The following is a 17,092-nucleotide window of genomic DNA, read 5'->3' on the forward strand; positions in this document are numbered from 1 at the left end:
TTCAACTATGGTATTCCGTTGTTGGTTAGCAACGGAATACAACACTTCTTTTTGTAGTTAGATATCTTGATCCATATTTAATGCTGGTTTATCACAGTCAGGACAACCAACGATTTTAGCTGGCACACCTGCCACCGTAGTATGTTTCGGTACAGGCTCTAGAACGACTGAACCGGCACCAATTTTAGCGCCTTTGCCAATTTCAATATTCCCTAATATTGTCGAATGGGCACCAATCATAACACCTTCACGAATTTTCGGATGACGATCGCCATTTTCTTTACCGGTGCCTCCTAAAGTAACTGATTGTAGGATAGAGACATCATTTTCAATCACTACCGTTTCACCAATGACAATACCTGTAGCATGGTCAAACATAACACCACAACCAATTTTGGCTGCCGGATGGATATCAACACCAAAAACAATGGCAATTTGACTCTGTAAGAAGGTTGCTAATGATTTACGATCTTGTTTCCAAAGCCAGTGTGCAATTCGATAAGCTTGTAATGAGAGAAAACCTTTATAATAGAGCAATGGCGTTGAATAGTAATTTGTGGCTGGGTCACGAACGTACACAGCAAGAATATCGGTAATGGCGGCATGGATAATATTATCATCAGCCTGATAAGCTTGTCTGGCTATCTCGCGGATTTCAATTGCAGGTACAACTTGAGTAGCAAGTTTATTGGCTAAAATGTAACTTAAGGCACTACCAAGATTTTCATGATTAAGTAGTGTTGCATGGAAATAACTCGCTAACATTGGTTCACTTTCAACCAGCTTCGATGCTTCTTGTCGAATTGTTTGCCACAACATAGCTGGTTTAACAATTTTTTTGCTTGTATTCACGCCAAATACCTATATAGATTTAAACATTAGTTATGATATTTGGTATTGTTTCGCAAACAATGGATAGACGCAAGCTTTAATAGACAAACCGCTGATAATTTGTGAAATGGGAACCGATTGTTCCCATTTTTTTATTCGATTATTGAATTGTTATTGATTATTTGCTTGTTTATTATCACTTAAAGTAAATATCGCGATGCATGAAATGATTAGCACGATACTAGCAAGTATATAAAAAGTGGATGAATATCCATGATTATCAAATAATTTACCCACAGGTTTTGACAACACAATAACCCCTAAATTTGACGAAATATTAAAACCAACCAAATAAAGTGTTGCTGAAAGTCTGGCATCAAAATTAGCTACAATATATTTGAACATAGCTAAAATAAACAGTGGAATTTCAATTGCATGAAATAGTTTGACCAAAGAGACTAAGTAGACATTATCTAAGCTTGCTGATAAACCTATTCGACAAATCATCACTAATGCCGCCACTAATAGTGATTTTTTAGCTCCTAATTTATTAATAAAATAAGGAGCAATAATCATACAACTTGCTTCAAGAAAAACTTGGAATGAATTTAAATAACCATAAATTTTATAACCGGTTTCCTCTTTTTCGAAAAAGCTGGTGTAAAAATTCGGGAATAGCTGCTGATCATAAATGGTATAAAAACTGAAAGTACCGATAATAAAGACAACAAATAGCCAAAATTTACGAAGAGCAAAAAGTGAAAATATTTCACTGATTGTTGGAATGTTAGGCTTCGGTACTATTATTTGCTGTGTGTTATTGCTTACCGATAATTTTTGTGTAGGTTTAAAAAATAAATTAATGATGAAATAGATAGCTGCGACGCCAGAAGCGAGCCAAAAGTTAATATGTGGATCAATGCCAAATGAAATACCGGCAACAAAAGTCGCAGCAGCATAGCCAAATGAGCCCCAAAATCTTGCTGGGCCAAATTCAAAGTTACATAAACGACTTATCCGCTCGATAAATGAATCAATTAAAGCACTGCCCGATATAAAGCCCGCACTTAATACCGGTGCGCCGATACAAACACCTAATATAAAATCCTGTCTTAATAGGGGTTCATAAACATAAATCAAAAAAGGGCCAATCAGTATCATCATGATACTTTGAAAAGTAACAACCGCTTTTCCTATCTGTAATTTATCTTGAATGATACCGTAAAAGATCATAAAAAACATGGCTGCAGCCGAATTAGCTGCATACACAACCCCTAATTGTTCTCCAGATAATCCAATTTTGCTTTTAAGCCAAATCGCATAAAAAGACCACCAAAGCGACCATGCAGCATAAAAGGTAATAAGATAGCCTGATGAGAACCAATAATTTTTATTTTTTATCATATCTATATTCATTTTTCATTCTCTTCTATTGGTTAGTTTAACGTTAACATGTTAATGTTAACATTATGGCCATAATTGAAATAAAATAGATAGAATCAGATTTCATAAATGTTACTTTCCTCACACTTTTTATCATTTTTATTTGTGGTATCATCACACTAACTAAATATTAATTGTTTTTATGCTGAGTAAAAGGATCCAACTATGGCTTCACTAAAGGATGTGGCTAAACTGGCATCTGTTTCATTAATGACAGTGTCTCGAGCGATCAATAATCCTGAAAAATTAAATAAACAAACTTATAAAAAAGTGAAGAAAGCTATTGAAGAATTAAATTATGTGCCTGACTTATCAGCACGTAAAATTCGAGGTGATAATTCAGGGCCACATGCTATTGGCGTGTTGGCCTTAGAAACAGCAACGACACCATTTTCAGTTGAATTACTTCAGGCAATAGAAAAAACGGCACAGCAACATGGTTGGAATACATTTATCGTCAATTTATTTGATGATAAAGATGCTGATCATGCGATTAATACGCTTTTATCTTATCGACCTAATGGTATTATTTATACCACAATGGGATTAAGAAAAGTTCAACTACCTGAAAAACTATTAGGTAAGAATCTAGTTTTAGCCAATTGTATTAGTGATTCAGAACAACTTGCTTGTTACATTCCTGATGATTATTCTGGTCAGTATCAAGCTATGCAAAACGTGATCAACAAAGGCTATAAAAAACCACTCTGCATCTATTTATCAGAAAATACCTTAGCCGGTAAAATTAGACGTAAAGCGGTTGAACAAGCATGGCTAGATGCAGGTAATGATTTAGCGGATATCAAAAGCTATCATACGTCTATATCCCCAGATAATCTTGCGTTAGAGTATATGATGACGGTAGAGATCTTAGCAAAACATTGTATTAAAAAACCTGATTTTGATGTATTGATCTGCGGTAATGACCGCATCGCTTTTGTTGCATATCAATTTTTACTTAGCAAAGGGTTTCATATACCGAAGGATATCGCCGTTCTTGGCTATGATAATATGGTTGGTACTGGTGAGCTTTTTTATCCTGCACTAACTACCGTGCAATTACCTCATTACGAAATAGGACAAGCCGCTGCCTTACATATCATTAATGGCCAAAGCGAGAAAAATGTCACGCATATCCCATCGCCTTATTTAGCACGAGAATCTGTCTAGAGTAAAAAAACCACCATATTATGGTGGTTTTTATTAGCAATTACTGATAAATAGATTTTAATTGCCAGCTTTCTAATTTGCTAATTCTTGCTTGTCCATTTTCAGCAAATAAATTAATTAAACGTGTAGCTGGTAATTTTGGATAAATACGGCTTGAAAGACTATATAAATCTTTGTTGACGAAAACCTCGACTGATGATGCATCCACAAAAATATGCAATGTTACTTTTTTGTTTCTTGGTAATGGTATGCTGCGATAACCTTTTAAATCAAGTCCAGAAAGGCTTCGATCAAGAACCAGTCGATTAGATTGCAAGTCAATATATAATAATGTTGCTTGTTTACCATCTGGGGTTGCCGCGAGTTGTAAGCCAAAACGTTCGGCATTACTATTGGCTAAATCAATTTCAACATTAAGTTCACAACTAATTGACTCTATATCGGTATTTTTTAATTCATTATTTAATGTGATATTGGTTAATGATTGCGGTTTTTCTCGCAACGCTTCAAGTTCTTTCACTGGTCGGTTACGAACTTTGTTTTGGCGGTCTAAGATTAATTCACGTGGTAAAGTAAATGCCCCCATCCATTTATCGTGTTTACTTGGCATTTTTGACTCCCACATATCCATCCATGCAAATACAATTCGGCGACCATCAGCGGCAAGAAATGATTGTGGTGCATAAAAATCATGACCAAAATCCATCTCTTGGAATGATTTAATGACGGTAAATTGTTTACCAGGTTGCCAATCGCCAACAATATAACCCGATTGGAATCGATTACGATATTGATAACCTTTAGCGTGCATGCCTTGCGGTGAAAACATCAAGATCCATTTATCACCCAATGGGAAAAAGTCAGGACATTCAAGCATATAAACATTAGGATCAATATCACTGATAAGTACTTGATCAAATATCCAATCTTTTAAGTCAGTAGAACGATAAAGCAATACTTGCCCAATGTCATTGGCTTCTCGTTGCCCAACCACCATCCACCATTTTCCTTGTTGTTGCCAAACTTTAGGATCACGAAAATGCATAATCCCTTCTTTTGGTGTCAGCACAGTACCATGTTTTTCAAAATGAATACCATCTTTACTGGTAGCAAGACATTGGGTTTCACGAATATGTTCATCATTACCTTGACCATTTAGCCAGATGTGACCAGTGTAAATTAAACACAGTTCACCATTATTATCTACGGCTGAACCAGAGAAACAACCGCTTTGGTCATAATCATGATCGGGTGCAATAGCAATAGGTAATCTTCGCCATGTAATCAGATCATCACTTACCGCATGACCCCAATGCATAGGCCCCCAATTTTCATCATAAGGATGATGTTGATAAAAGGCATGATATTGCCCTTTATAATAAACTAATCCATTGGGATCGTTCATCCAGCCCGCTAGTGGTGCTAAATGAAAATGAGGGTAATACTGTTTATTTATTTGTTGTTCTAGTTTTTCTACAGCTTGGTTTGCTTTATCAATTGCAGTATTCATAACATTACCTTCGTTCAAATTGAGTTAAGTTAATATAATTACATACTACCTCAAAATAGTTGTTAACGTTAACTTATAATAAAATAAACGTTATTTATGTGATACTAGTCACATATTTTTAACGTTAACAATGATTTTTTTTATCAATGATTTAGTTTATTATTAATATTGATTATCAGCATATCAATTAATTAGTTATTAATTAACTAATTTAATCGAAAAGTATAGTGCAATAACATTAATCGTGTTACATACATTCAATCCTTTTTAACAATAATATGAGTGACAAAATGAAAAATACAAAAGTATGGTCTCTTGGTGATGCCGTTATTGACTTATTGCCATTTGGTGAAATGAACTATCGAGCCTGTGCTGGCGGTGCTCCAGCGAATGTTGCCATTGCGATAGCTAAGTTAGGGCTACCATCGGCTTTTATTGGTCGAGTCGGTAATGATCCATTTGGCCACTTTATGGAAAAAACTTTTTGTGAACATCATGTTGATTGTCAAAGTCTTGAAAAGGACGATGAGCATAGAACGAGTACTGTGGTAGTTGATTTAGGAGATAATGGTGAACGCAGTTTCACTTTTCTTGTTTCGCCTTCAGCTGATCAATTTTTATCTGAACAAGCATTGCCGGATTTTAATCAGGACATTTTACATTTTTGTTCTTTGGCGCTAGTTGGCACAACCTGTCGACAAACATTAAAAACAGCTATTGAAAAACTGACTGCCAAAAATGGCTTAATTAGCTTTGATATTAATTTGCGCGAACAAATGTGGCAGGATAAAAATGAAATGCGCACTATTATTACCCAATTTTGTCACGATGCAGATATTCTTAAACTTTCCGATGAAGAGCTATTTTGGTTAACGGAAAGTCAAGATTGGCATGTAGCACTTAATAAACTGCAACAACATTATAATACACCGCTTAAATTAATCACTAAAGGTAAAGACGGTAGTATTGTGTTATGGCAAGGTAAAACGTTTAGTTTTGACTCTTTCCATGTTAATAGTATTGATACAACAGGTGCAGGCGATGCGTTTGTTGCTGGATTACTTAGTAGTATTGCCTCATCGGGAATGCCGGAAGATAAATTAATGTTAGAAAGTATGATGACGATAGCCAGCGCTTGTGGGGCATTGGCGACTACTAAAAAAGGCGCTTTAGCAGCATTACCGGATAGTGCATTTTTACAATCCTTTATTAGTGATAACCCAGCGCTAATTGCTAAACAAATGGTGTAAATAATGACAGAAAAACAAAAAATGCTAACAGGACTACTTTATGATCCTAGTATCGATGAACTTGAAAATGAACGACTTTATGCTCAAGATATCTGTTTTCAGTTAAATCAATTATCGCCAAGTTCTATTGATAAACGGCAACGATTATTCAAGACATTATTAGGAAAAACGAAACAGAAATTTACCATAATGCCCGGCTTTCAGTGTGATTACGGCTATAATATTGAAATCGGCGAGGATTTTTTTGCTAATTTTAACTGTATTATATTAGACGCAGCTAAAGTAACATTTGGTGATAATGTCCTTGTCGCGCCTAATTGTGGTTTTTATACTTCAGGTCATCCACTTGATAGCCAAACAAGGAGTAGTGGATTGGAGTTTGCTAAACCGATTACGGTTGGTAATAATGTTTGGATTGGCGGTAATGTTATTGTATTACTGGGTGTAACAATTGGTGATAATAGTGTTATTGCTGCCGGAAGCATTGTTGATCGTGATATACCTAGCAATGTTATTGCTATGGGCACCCCTTGTCGTGTACATAAAACATTAAAAGCGCATTAACTGCACTACCTGATAGCGCATTTTTGCAATCATTTATAAGCGATAATCCTGCTTTATACGCTAAACAAATGACTAATAAAATGAGAAAATATTAGCTAGTTTGTTGCTCGAGCCTTGTATCAATTTACTCGCGAATGAATAACTTTATGTGCAAGATATCTGTTTTCAGTTCAATAAACTTTTGTATAGCAAAATAGCTCTTTTAATGTAAACTATTTTATATTGAAATAGTTGACAATATAGGGTTATGTATTATGATGCATGCAGATTTATGTTGATTGTTAAAAGGATTTTCTATGTCATTAAATTGCATTCGTCATGACTGGGTATTGTCTGAAGTAATGGATACTTTTCAATTACCTTTCAATGATCTTATTTTCAAAGCACAAACCATACATCGACAATATTTTGATGCAAATACAGTACAGGTTTCTACCCTGTTATCAATAAAGACCGGTGCTTGTCCTGAAGATTGTAAATATTGTCCTCAGTCTATCCATCATGATACTGGCTTAGAAAAAGAAAAATTACTTGAAGTACAAAGAGTAGTAGAAGAAGCTAAAACAGCCAAAACTGTTGGGGCTACACGTTTTTGTATGGGCGCTGCTTGGAAGCATCCAACAAATCGCGATATGCCTTATCTCTTGGAGATGGTAAAAGGTGTTAAAGCTCTGGGAATGGAAACCTGCATGACTCTGGGGCAATTATCCCAGCTACAGGCTTACGCATTAGCCGATGCTGGTTTAGATTTTTATAATCATAATTTAGATACTTCACCTGAGTTTTATCAGCAAATAATTACTACTCGTACATACAGTGAGCGTTTACAAACATTGGCTTATGTAAGAGAAGCTGGTATTAAAATTTGCTCGGGTGGTATTTTGGGTATGGGGGAAACTTTAAGAGATCGAGCCAATTTATTGATACAACTTGCCAATTTAGACGAACACCCAGAAAGTGTTCCCATTAATAATTTAGTCAAGGTTAAAGGTACTCCGTTAGCAAATGAAAAAGATATTGAACCATTTGATTTTATTAGAATGCTAGCTGTCGCTCGTATTATGATGCCTAAATCTTATATACGCTTGTCAGCAGGAAGAGAACAAATGAATGAGCAAATGCAAGCACTGGCTTTTTTAGCCGGTGCTAATTCAATATTTTATGGTGATAAGTTATTAACTACATCTAATCCGCAAGTCGATAAAGATAATGCTTTATTTTTTAAATTAGGAATTAGTCCAGAAAAGAACCAAGATTATAGCGATGAGGTACATAAGGCAGCTATTGTGCAGGCAATTAGTGAGCAAGTGCAAAATAATCAATCTAGCGATAATTCTTAAGATTTAAATATAAGAACATTAATCTTAACTTTTTGGCCGTATTGCTATAATTTTGCGCAGGTTTGTCTTGCCCATAGATCGATAGCAAATACGTCTTCAATCGTGGTTGGTTCAGGAAAATCAAGTGCTTCTAAAACTGTTGATACCTGTTTAGCAATATCCATAAAGCCGATTTTGTTTTGAAGAAATGCCTCTACAGCAATTTCATTAGCCGCATTAAGTGCCGTAGTCGCGGCTTGTCCTTGATTAAATGCATCAATCGCTAATTTTAAACAAGGATAGCGATTAAAATCAGGTTGAGTAAAAGTGAGTGATGAAATTTTAGTAAAATCTAATGCTGGGACCGTTGAGGAAATTCTATCTGGATATGACATAGCATAGGCTATTGGTGTACACATATCAGGCATTCCGAGCTCGGCAATTACGCTACCATCTTGGTAACGAACCATTGAATGTATTATTGATTGTGGATGAATTATAATTTCCATCTCGTCAGCACTAGCATTAAATAGCCAACGGGCTTCAATATATTCTAGTCCTTTATTCATCATGGTAGCCGAATCGACAGAGATTTTCTTACCCATTGACCAGTTAGGATGAGCAATAGCTTGTTCGGGTGTGACACTAGATAATTGATTGAGTGGTAAATCTCTAAATGGTCCTCCAGAACCCGTTAGGACAATTTTAGTGATACCATAATCGGTTAAATTAGCAAATCCTAAATTTTGTTGGACTGTTGTTGGTAGGCTCTGAAAGATTGCATTGTGTTCACTATCAACAGGTAATAGCTGTGCACCATACTTTTTGACTGCCTGCATAAATAAATGACCACAAGTTACCAAAGATTCTTTATTTGCTAATAAAATTCGTTTGCCTTTCTTTATGGCGGAAAGTGTTGGTTTTAATCCTGCTGCCCCGACTATAGCTGCCATTACCATATCTACTTCGGTAAGCTCTGCTAAATCGCATATAGCTTGTTGACCATGTAATACTTCAATATTTAATTTTAGCTCAAGCAGATTTTTTCTAAGTTGCTGTGCCGCCTGTTCATCAGCCATTGCGACATAATTTGGTCTAAATTCTAAACATTGTTCAGTCATTTTGCCAACATTCTGCCCACCAGTTAAAGCAAATGCTTTAAATAAATCTGGATTTTGTCGAATAACGGCCAAAGTGCTGCAACCTATTGAACCAGTTGAGCCTAAAATTGTGATATTTTTCATATTAGTAAATTAAACTTATGTTATTTTCATTAAAAAAAGAGACAAATTGCTCATCGGGCAGTTTATCAGTAATTATCTGATCGAACAAAGTCAATTCACTAATAAATGCCGGCTTTATTTGATTAAATTTAGTATGATCGGCAATCAAGATTTTTTGCGCTGATTTTTTCATTGCTTGTTGCTTCATATCTAATTCTTCAAAATGATAACAAGTTACCCCTTGTTGCAAATCAATACCTGCTGCTGAAATAAAGGCTTTATTCGGACAGATAGAATCTAACTGGTTGGATTGATGTAAACTCGTAAAGATAGCATTATTTGATTGGAATTGACCACCGCATAAAATGATCTTACATTTAGGTTTATGTTGTAGTGCCAATAAACTATTTAATGAATAACAGATAGCAGTAAATGCAATATCATTATCTATTGCGTTAATGATAAAAGGCATGGTGGTGCCACAATCAAAAAATATTGTGTCGTTTTCATTGATAAATTGACTAACAAGTTTTGCAATATAAGCTTTTTCTTCAACTTGCTTATCCTGCTGATCTGAAACGAAATACTTTGCGATTGAATGACGGTCTTCATTGACAATATAGCCACCTAAGACAATTAATGAGGAGGGGCAATTGTTAAGATCACGCCTGATAGTCATTTCTGACACTGCTAATTTTTCAGCCGCTGCTTTTAGATGGATTTTGTCAGTGTTTTTTAGGATTTCAAGGAGTTCATTTATTCTTTTTTGTGGTTGAGTTTCCATTGTTTTTCCTAAATAACAATAAGCTACATAATATATATGTAACTTATTGTTATGATTGATTAGTAATTGCTAGATGATGTACTGCTACCTGAAACGATTGCAATACCAGCACTTGCGCCTAAACGATTTGCACCAGCTTGAACCATTTTTTCGGCAGTCATACGATCACGAATACCACCAGACGCTTTCACGCCCATATTTTCACCGACCGTTTCACGCATTAATTTTACATCTTCAACTGTTGCACCAGAAGTACTAAAGCCGGTAGATGTTTTGACAAAAGCAACGCCAATATCTTTACAAATTGTACAAACTTTAACAATTTCTTCTTTGGTTAATAAGCAAGTTTCTAAGATAACTTTTAATGGTACTGAACCGCAGGCTTTGAATACCGCTTCGATATCATTTTTAACTGCATTCCAATTATTGCTTTTTAGCCAACCGACATTGATTACCATATCAATTTCTTCTGCACCAGCTTTAACAGCCATTTCTGTTTCATAAGCTTTAGCTGACGTAAGCATAGCGCCAAGTGGAAAACCGACTACTGAACATACTTTTACATCACTACCTTTTAATAACTCTGCCACTAAAGGTACATAGCCAGAATTAACGCAGACAGAATAAAAATGATATTCTTTTGCTTCATCACAGAGTTTTCGAATCTGATCTTCAGTCGCATTCATCGCTAATAAAGTATGATCAATATACTTTGCATAATCCATAAAGGTTTCCTTAAATTTTTTATTAATGTTAAATCTAGTTAATGTTGTTAATTTGTAAAGAGTAATGTTATAAAAATAACAAATATAAACAAATAATGTTACTTTAATAACATTATATCGCTAATTTATGAGAATTTGAAATACAACAACTAGTATTAATATATTAAAGAAATAAATAAAAACGCCCAATTTAATAAAACTGGGCGTCAAAATGATATTTATGAATTTTTGAAATAGATTAGAATTCCATTAATTCTTTCTCTTTCTCAGCAAGTACTGCATCTAATTTTTTAATAGCAACATCGGTTGCTTTTTGAATTAAATCTTGTGATTTACGTTCATCATCTTCAGAAATTTCTTTATCTTTCAATAATGCTTTGATTTGATCATTGGCATCACGACGGATATTACGGATCGATACACGGCCTTGCTCTGCCTCACCACGAACAATTTTAGTTAAATCACGACGGCGCTCTTCAGTAAGCGGTGGCAGAGGAACTCGAATAACGGTACCCGCTGATGCCGGATTTAATCCTAAATCTGAAGTTAAAATTGCTTTTTCAATTAATGGTGTTAATGATTTATCAAATACTGTAATTGCAAGGGTTCTTGCATCTTCAGCAACGATATTGGCTAATTGACGAAGTGGTGTTGGGCTACCATAATACTCAACCATAATGCCATCTAATAAACTTGGCGATGCACGACCAGTTCTAATTTTAGAAATATGATTCTGAAACGCATCAATACTTTTTTCCATGCGCTCTTGCGCTTCTTTTTGAATCTCATTTAGCATAATAAAAAACCTTTTTAAATAAATAAGACTAGCAGCTAACTGTAGCCTGATTATTGATTAATGTTCCTTCTGATTCGCCTAGAATGACGCGACGTAATGCACCGGGTTTATTCATATTAAACACACAAATTGGTAGATTATGATCACGTGCTAATGTAAATGCGGCTAAATCCATCACTTTTAATTCATCATCTAACACTTTCTCGTAATTAAGTGTTTTATAAAGTGTTGCATTAGGATCTTTTACGGGATCGGCTGAATAAACACCATCAACTTTGGTTGCTTTTAAAACCACATCAGCTTCAATTTCAATACCTCGTAAACAGGCTGCTGAGTCAGTTGTGAAAAATGGGTTACCGGTTCCAGCCGAAAGGATAACGACCTTACCATGTTTAAGCAAGCTGATTGCTTCAGTCCAGCGATAATCATCACAAACGCCGTTTAATGGAATTGCCGACATCAAACGGGCATTAACTTCAATTCGGTGCAACGCATCACGCATAGCAAGACCGTTCATTACTGTGGCAAGCATACCCATATGGTCACCAACAACACGGTTCATACCTGCTTTAGCAAGTCCTGCACCACGAAATAGATTACCACCCCCAATAACAACAGCAACCTGAACTCCCATATCGATAAGTTCTTTAATTTCTTGTGCCATACGATCAAGAACGGTTGGATCAATACCAAAACCTTCATCACCTTGCAGCGCTTCACCACTAAGTTTAAGAAGGATACGTTTATAGAAAGGGGTTACCATATGAAGTCTCACTATTTCGTTATTTAATTACTTAAAAAGCTAGCATAACTAGCTGGCAATCATTTTAAAATATTTTGTGGATAAACAAAACCGCCATGAAGGCGGTTTTAATAAAACAATTAAGATTGTTTCGACATCGCAGCCACTTCTGCCGCAAAATCAACTTCGACTTTTTCGATACCTTCACCCACTTCAAAGCGGATAAATGATGCAACAGTCGCTTTTTTCTCAGCAAGTAAATCACCAACTGTTTTGCTTGGATCCATTACAAATGGTTGACCAGTAAGTGATACTTCACCAGTGAATTTACGCATACGGCCTTCAACCATTTTTTCTGCGATTTCACGAGGTTTACCAGATTGCATTGCAATATCAATTTGAATATTACGCTCATGCTCAACCACATCTGCAGGTACATCGCTAGGGTCAACATATTCTGGTTTGCTTGCTGCAATGTGCATTGCAATGTGTTTAACTAATTCTTCATCACAACCACTGTTAGCTGCAACTAAAACACCAATACGTGCACCGTGTTGATAACTACCAACTACATCGCCAGTGATTTGTTGAACACGACGGATACCGATGTTTTCACCAATTTTAGCAACTAATGCAGTACGTTCTTCTTCAAATTTTGCTTGTAAAGCTGCAATATCAGTGATTTGATCATTTAAAGCAGCTGTTGCTACTTTATCACTGAATTCTAAGAAACCAGCATCTTTAGCAACAAAGTCAGTTTCACAGTTAATTTCTAAAATAACACCAACTTTTTTATCTGCTGAAATTTTAGAAATAATTACACCTTCAGCTGCCACACGACCAGCTTTTTTAGCTGCTTTGGCTTGACCTGATTTACGCATGTTGTCGATAGCAAGATCGATATCACCATTTGCTTCAACTAATGCTTTTTTACATTCCATCATACCTGCGCCAGTTCTTTCGCGCAGTTCTTTTACCATAGAAGCGGTAACTTCAGCCATTTTAAAATCCTCTATTTAACCATTATGATGATTTTCATTAGAATGGGTCGACGATATTATCGACCCTGAAAATATTTGAGTTTATTATTCTGCTGCTGGAGCTTCTTCAACAAAGCTTTCTTCAGATACTGGAGATTGATTTTGTTCACGACCTGAACGTACTGCTTCAGCAACTGCATTTACATATAATTGAATTGCACGGATTGCGTCATCATTACCAGGAACAATGTAATCAATACCATCTGGATCTGAGTTAGTATCAACAACAGCAATGACTGGAATACCTAAATTGTTAGCTTCTTTGATTGCGATATGTTCATGGTCTGCACCAATAACAAAAATCACATCGGGTAAGCCACCCATATTTTTAATTCCACCCAAGCTATTTTCTAATTTAGCCATTTCACGAGCACGCATAAGTGCTTCTTTCTTGGTTAATTTATCAAATGTACCATCATTAGCTTGTGTTTCTAAATCTTTTAAACGTTTGATTGATTGACGTACTGTTTTCCAGTTAGTCAACATACCACCTAACCAACGGTGATTAACGTAGTATTGTCCACAGCTTTCAGCTGCTTGTTTAATTGCTTCACTTGCAGCACGTTTTGTACCAACAAATAAAATTTTACCTTTACGCGCAGCAACTTTGTTTAATTCAGCTAATGCTTCATTGAACATTGGTACTGTTTTTTCAAGATTGATGATGTGAACTTTGTTACGAGCACCAAAAATAAATGGTTTCATTTTTGGGTTCCAATAACGAGTTTGGTGTCCAAAGTGTACACCTGCTTGTAACATATCGCGCATTGATACTGTAGTCATGATTTCCTCATTTTTACGTTGGGGTTATGCCTCCACATATCCGCTTTATCCGACCTTATTATTTTAAGTAAAAGGCACCCCGGCAAAGAGTAATGATATGTGTGTGTTATAACGTTAATTAATTATTAAATTTTATGCTGATGTTTCATTATTATTTTCAATAAAAATAATCTGAAATATAGCGCGCGTTTTATACCACATTTAAATTAAGATTACCAGAAGTATTTATTTTTATAGGTGATGAAATATTGGTTTTGTATTAAAGGTTGCGGATTTGGTCTGGAAAAATAAAGATATAAGCTAACAAAGTCAATTTATTAGCTTATATTAAAAAAGTTGCATGTTGCTTTAAATCATTAAGCCTTTTTAACAAAACAGGCTTTAAGCATTACTTTCATGCCATCGATTTTACAATCAATTTCGTGATCACCGTCTACTAAACGAATGCCTTTAGCTTTAGCGCCTTTTTTGAGGACGGTTGATGAGCCTTTTAATTTTAAATCTTTAATCAAAATAATATCATCGCCATCAACTAACAAATTGCCATTGCTATCTTTAACTTGTAATTCATCGGTTGTCGAAGTTTCTTGATTTGGATCCCATTCGTGTGCACATTCCGGACAAACATAAAAAGTACCATCGTGGTAAGTGTGTTCAGATTGGCAAGCTGGGCAATTAGGTATAGATTCCATAGTTTTTCATTAATCCAAATTAAATAAAATGACGCCCACTATAGCAAAAAAAGACTGTTTAGTCATGATATTCAGCTATACCTAATTTTTTTATTATTTCGGTTTGACACTACAGATAGCAATGTAATTAAGGGATTTTTTATTTTTTCTAAATGTTTTAAACATTTGGATAAATTGTGGTCGATTTTGTTTATGTAATGCATTACCAACAATTTTGATTGCACCAAAAAATCCTTCATCGGTAATCATACCTCGTGGTGACATTAACGTCATAGCGGCATTTTCTGATTTTATATTGATAAATCCTATAGTTGAAAAAAGATTAATCCAATCATCATGACTCATAGGCTGAGCATTAACATTGATCGCATTATGAATCTGTGCCATTACGTCTTGAGAGTTTTCTGGATTGTCTAACATAATGTCATGCGTTAATAATTTTCCACCTGGTTTTAATACTCGAAAATATTCGTTGAGTAGGCGAGCTTTCGTTTTATCGGCATACATGGTTAACATCGCTTCATTAATTACAACATCAAAGCTGTTATCAGCGAAAGGTAATTTGGATGCGTCGGCTTGCTGTATATCGACTAACTGACTAACATTATTTTTTATAACATTTTGTTTGGCTTTTGCTAATGCCGATTTGTCCATATCAATACCAATAATATGGCAATTAAATCGTTTGGCAATATCAATAGATGTCGTAGCCATATTACATGCAATTTCTAAAACTCGACTTTGTGGCGTAAATTCTGCTTGTTTAAATAACCATTCCGTGGCTTTCTTTCCCCCTGGGCGTAACCTTGTTTTCCCTAAACGAGCAAGAAATTTATGGCCAGCTTCTTTTTTAATTTGTTCCATTGTCTATCCTTAGTTTAATTAGTCTTTAATGTGATTTCTCTCAACATAATTAATAGCATTTTTGCTGGTATTGGTGCTTCAACAGCATGAGGGATATTAGCTGGCATTTTTACTATCGTTCCTGATTCAGCTTTAACTAGTTTGCCATCAATAATTAAATTTAATTGCCCTTCTATGACCATAACGATCGCATCAAATGGTGCGCTATGTTCAGAGAGCCCTTGTCCTTTATCAAAAGCAAATAAGGTTAAGTTACCACCAGATGTTTTAGCCAACACTCGACTAGCAATACCTTGCTCTGTTTGTTTAATTAATGAAGCTAAATTGAGTTCTTGTGCTGGGGGAATAGTATTATTTGGCATAAGATTCTCCTGTTTTTCAGTAAGTGCAAAACAAAATATAATTGTTATTTTGGCCAATGCTTATGATATAGGTTATAAGTAGTTAAATTATTATTGTTAACAAAAAATATTATATTTCATATGGTTATTGGCAATTAATAATAAAGTTTTATTTATTGAAATAAGAATTATTATCAATTATATTGAAATCATTCTAAAGTTATCATTAGGCAATCCCTATGACATTTGTCAAAAATATACCAACGCAAGATGAGATTTTGATTTGGTTAAATAATGTAAAAATGTTTGATGGGCTAACCACTGATGCATTAATACCGATCCTTGAAAATGCTAGTTATATGGAATTTAGTACCGGTGAGCTAATTAGCTATGAAGGTATGCCATTTTCTGGTTGTTCTTTGGTTCTTGCTGGTGAAGTCGAGGTATTTAGAAATACTTATTTAGGTGAAGAAAAAGTTTTTGGAATTTTTTCACCTTATGAATTAGTTGCCATTGCGGCAGTGTTTATGCCACATAATCGCTTTCCGATGACAATTCGAGCAAAAACTAATTGCTCATTATTATTACTTGAAAAAAATAGCGTATTACAAGTTTGTATGAATAATCCTATTGTTATGCAACGCTTGTTAGTGCAATTTAGTAGTAAACTATACGAACAAATTAATAACATCGATTGGTTAACATCCAGTTCGGCAGAACAGCGTTTAGCGGCTTATATTTTATCGTTATCTTCTAAACAAGATATAAGTTTTGTGTTACCAATATCACGCAGTCAATTGGCAACTAAGCTTGGTATCCGTTATGAAACGTTAAGCCGACTAATTTCTAGTTGGCGTAAACAAAAAATAATTGAAATTAAATTGAATCAGGTAACAATTTTAAAGACAACCTATCTTCACCAACTTACACTTCCTTCACAACGTTCATTTTAAGTAGCACTATCTGACAGTAATATTATTACTGTCAGATAGCTTCAATAAATATTAAAACTGAA

General features: G+C 35.0%; 18 protein-coding genes. 5 read left to right on the forward strand and 13 right to left on the reverse strand.

Features of this window, described 5'->3' with window-relative positions; all coding sequences use genetic code 11:
* Positions 1 to 57: 57 nt before the first annotated feature.
* Together cysE and H3T80_RS09965 are read right to left on the reverse strand one after the other, a co-directional pair.
* Positions 58 to 819, reverse strand: coding sequence for a serine O-acetyltransferase (gene cysE / locus H3T80_RS09960; protein WP_198201616.1), 762 nt, complete (start codon positions 817 to 819; stop codon positions 58 to 60).
* Between the two features lie 183 nt (positions 820 to 1,002).
* On the reverse strand, positions 1,003 to 2,247 hold the full coding sequence (locus tag H3T80_RS09965) for an oligosaccharide MFS transporter (RefSeq protein ID WP_110448729.1): 1,245 nt from the start codon (positions 2,245 to 2,247) through the stop codon (positions 1,003 to 1,005).
* A 192-nt stretch (positions 2,248 to 2,439) separates the two neighbouring features.
* On the opposite strand from H3T80_RS09965, the gene H3T80_RS09970 reads away from it, so the two are divergent.
* Entirely contained in the window at positions 2,440 to 3,444 is a 1,005-nt protein-coding gene (locus H3T80_RS09970; RefSeq protein ID WP_198201582.1) for a LacI family DNA-binding transcriptional regulator, read from the forward strand.
* Between the two features lie 40 nt (positions 3,445 to 3,484).
* Here the strand turns inward: H3T80_RS09970 and H3T80_RS09975 are convergent, their stop codons facing one another.
* Positions 3,485 to 4,954: a glycoside hydrolase family 32 protein gene (locus H3T80_RS09975; protein ID WP_198201583.1), complete on the reverse strand. Its 1,470-nt coding sequence runs from the start codon at positions 4,952 to 4,954 to the stop codon at positions 3,485 to 3,487.
* 290 nt (positions 4,955 to 5,244) lie between these two features.
* Between H3T80_RS09975 and H3T80_RS09980 the strand changes: the two genes are divergently transcribed.
* From H3T80_RS09980 to bioB, 3 genes are all read left to right on the forward strand, one after another.
* A complete protein-coding gene (locus H3T80_RS09980) occupies positions 5,245 to 6,204 on the forward strand; it encodes an aminoimidazole riboside kinase (RefSeq protein ID WP_198201584.1) in 960 nt (319 codons plus the stop codon).
* The gene (locus H3T80_RS09985; RefSeq protein WP_370548403.1) at positions 6,205 to 6,768 is read left to right on the forward strand and encodes a sugar O-acetyltransferase; all 564 of its coding nucleotides are present in this window, start codon (positions 6,205 to 6,207) and stop codon (positions 6,766 to 6,768) included.
* A gap of 296 nt (positions 6,769 to 7,064) precedes the next feature.
* Complete coding sequence (bioB, locus tag H3T80_RS09990; protein WP_198201586.1) at positions 7,065 to 8,108, forward strand: biotin synthase BioB; 1,044 nt, start codon at positions 7,065 to 7,067, stop codon at positions 8,106 to 8,108.
* 44 nt (positions 8,109 to 8,152) lie between these two features.
* Here bioB and ispC read toward each other — a convergent pair whose 3' ends face one another.
* The 10 genes from ispC to H3T80_RS10040 form a co-directional block, all read right to left on the reverse strand.
* Complete coding sequence (gene ispC / locus H3T80_RS09995) at positions 8,153 to 9,331, reverse strand: 1-deoxy-D-xylulose-5-phosphate reductoisomerase (RefSeq protein WP_110448723.1); 1,179 nt, start codon at positions 9,329 to 9,331, stop codon at positions 8,153 to 8,155.
* 1 nt (position 9,332) lies between these two features.
* Positions 9,333 to 10,094, reverse strand: a complete 762-nt coding sequence (gene deoR / locus H3T80_RS10000) for a DNA-binding transcriptional repressor DeoR (protein WP_198201587.1) — start codon at positions 10,092 to 10,094, stop codon at positions 9,333 to 9,335.
* Positions 10,095 to 10,153: 59 nt separating this feature from the next.
* Positions 10,154 to 10,819, reverse strand: coding sequence for a deoxyribose-phosphate aldolase (deoC, locus tag H3T80_RS10005; RefSeq protein ID WP_198201588.1), 666 nt, complete (start codon positions 10,817 to 10,819; stop codon positions 10,154 to 10,156).
* Positions 10,820 to 11,057: 238 nt separating this feature from the next.
* Positions 11,058 to 11,615: a ribosome recycling factor gene (frr, locus tag H3T80_RS10010; protein WP_110448720.1), complete on the reverse strand. Its 558-nt coding sequence runs from the start codon at positions 11,613 to 11,615 to the stop codon at positions 11,058 to 11,060.
* A gap of 28 nt (positions 11,616 to 11,643) precedes the next feature.
* The gene (pyrH, locus tag H3T80_RS10015; protein ID WP_065579131.1) at positions 11,644 to 12,378 is read right to left on the reverse strand and encodes a UMP kinase; all 735 of its coding nucleotides are present in this window, start codon (positions 12,376 to 12,378) and stop codon (positions 11,644 to 11,646) included.
* A gap of 119 nt (positions 12,379 to 12,497) precedes the next feature.
* Entirely contained in the window at positions 12,498 to 13,358 is an 861-nt protein-coding gene (gene tsf / locus H3T80_RS10020) for a translation elongation factor Ts (protein ID WP_110448719.1), read from the reverse strand.
* 84 nt (positions 13,359 to 13,442) lie between these two features.
* Positions 13,443 to 14,180 (reverse strand): 30S ribosomal protein S2, encoded by a 738-nt coding sequence (gene rpsB / locus H3T80_RS10025; protein ID WP_198201589.1) that lies wholly within the window; start codon positions 14,178 to 14,180, stop codon positions 13,443 to 13,445.
* Between the two features lie 356 nt (positions 14,181 to 14,536).
* Positions 14,537 to 14,872, reverse strand: a complete 336-nt coding sequence (locus H3T80_RS10030) for a zinc ribbon domain-containing protein YjdM (RefSeq protein WP_065579134.1) — start codon at positions 14,870 to 14,872, stop codon at positions 14,537 to 14,539.
* A 93-nt stretch (positions 14,873 to 14,965) separates the two neighbouring features.
* Positions 14,966 to 15,736: a class I SAM-dependent methyltransferase gene (locus H3T80_RS10035; RefSeq protein ID WP_198201590.1), complete on the reverse strand. Its 771-nt coding sequence runs from the start codon at positions 15,734 to 15,736 to the stop codon at positions 14,966 to 14,968.
* 14 nt (positions 15,737 to 15,750) lie between these two features.
* On the reverse strand, positions 15,751 to 16,098 hold the full coding sequence (locus H3T80_RS10040; protein WP_198201591.1) for a cupin domain-containing protein: 348 nt from the start codon (positions 16,096 to 16,098) through the stop codon (positions 15,751 to 15,753).
* A 218-nt stretch (positions 16,099 to 16,316) separates the two neighbouring features.
* On the opposite strand from H3T80_RS10040, the gene H3T80_RS10045 reads away from it, so the two are divergent.
* Positions 16,317 to 17,030, forward strand: a complete 714-nt coding sequence (locus H3T80_RS10045; protein ID WP_198201592.1) for a Crp/Fnr family transcriptional regulator — start codon at positions 16,317 to 16,319, stop codon at positions 17,028 to 17,030.
* Positions 17,031 to 17,092 lie beyond the last annotated feature (62 nt).

This window comes from Gilliamella sp. W8145 (assembly GCF_016101145.1).
Lineage (GTDB): Bacteria > Pseudomonadota > Gammaproteobacteria > Enterobacterales > Orbaceae > Gilliamella > Gilliamella apis_A.

Coding starts and splice junctions, on each gene's coding strand:
- cysE (WP_198201616.1), bottom strand. CDS start 819: ATGTTGTGGCAAACAATTCGACAAGAAGCATCGAAGCTGGTTGAAAGT.
- H3T80_RS09965 (WP_110448729.1), bottom strand. CDS start 2,247: ATGAATATAGATATGATAAAAAATAAAAATTATTGGTTCTCATCAGGC.
- H3T80_RS09970 (WP_198201582.1), top strand. CDS start 2,440: ATGGCTTCACTAAAGGATGTGGCTAAACTGGCATCTGTTTCATTAATG.
- H3T80_RS09975 (WP_198201583.1), bottom strand. CDS start 4,954: ATGAATACTGCAATTGATAAAGCAAACCAAGCTGTAGAAAAACTAGAA.
- H3T80_RS09980 (WP_198201584.1), top strand. CDS start 5,245: ATGAAAAATACAAAAGTATGGTCTCTTGGTGATGCCGTTATTGACTTA.
- bioB (WP_198201586.1), top strand. CDS start 7,065: ATGTCATTAAATTGCATTCGTCATGACTGGGTATTGTCTGAAGTAATG.
- ispC (WP_110448723.1), bottom strand. CDS start 9,331: ATGAAAAATATCACAATTTTAGGCTCAACTGGTTCAATAGGTTGCAGC.
- deoR (WP_198201587.1), bottom strand. CDS start 10,094: ATGGAAACTCAACCACAAAAAAGAATAAATGAACTCCTTGAAATCCTA.
- deoC (WP_198201588.1), bottom strand. CDS start 10,819: ATGGATTATGCAAAGTATATTGATCATACTTTATTAGCGATGAATGCG.
- frr (WP_110448720.1), bottom strand. CDS start 11,615: ATGCTAAATGAGATTCAAAAAGAAGCGCAAGAGCGCATGGAAAAAAGT.
- pyrH (WP_065579131.1), bottom strand. CDS start 12,378: ATGGTAACCCCTTTCTATAAACGTATCCTTCTTAAACTTAGTGGTGAA.
- tsf (WP_110448719.1), bottom strand. CDS start 13,358: ATGGCTGAAGTTACCGCTTCTATGGTAAAAGAACTGCGCGAAAGAACT.
- rpsB (WP_198201589.1), bottom strand. CDS start 14,180: ATGACTACAGTATCAATGCGCGATATGTTACAAGCAGGTGTACACTTT.
- H3T80_RS10030 (WP_065579134.1), bottom strand. CDS start 14,872: ATGGAATCTATACCTAATTGCCCAGCTTGCCAATCTGAACACACTTAC.
- H3T80_RS10035 (WP_198201590.1), bottom strand. CDS start 15,736: ATGGAACAAATTAAAAAAGAAGCTGGCCATAAATTTCTTGCTCGTTTA.
- H3T80_RS10040 (WP_198201591.1), bottom strand. CDS start 16,098: ATGCCAAATAATACTATTCCCCCAGCACAAGAACTCAATTTAGCTTCA.
- H3T80_RS10045 (WP_198201592.1), top strand. CDS start 16,317: ATGACATTTGTCAAAAATATACCAACGCAAGATGAGATTTTGATTTGG.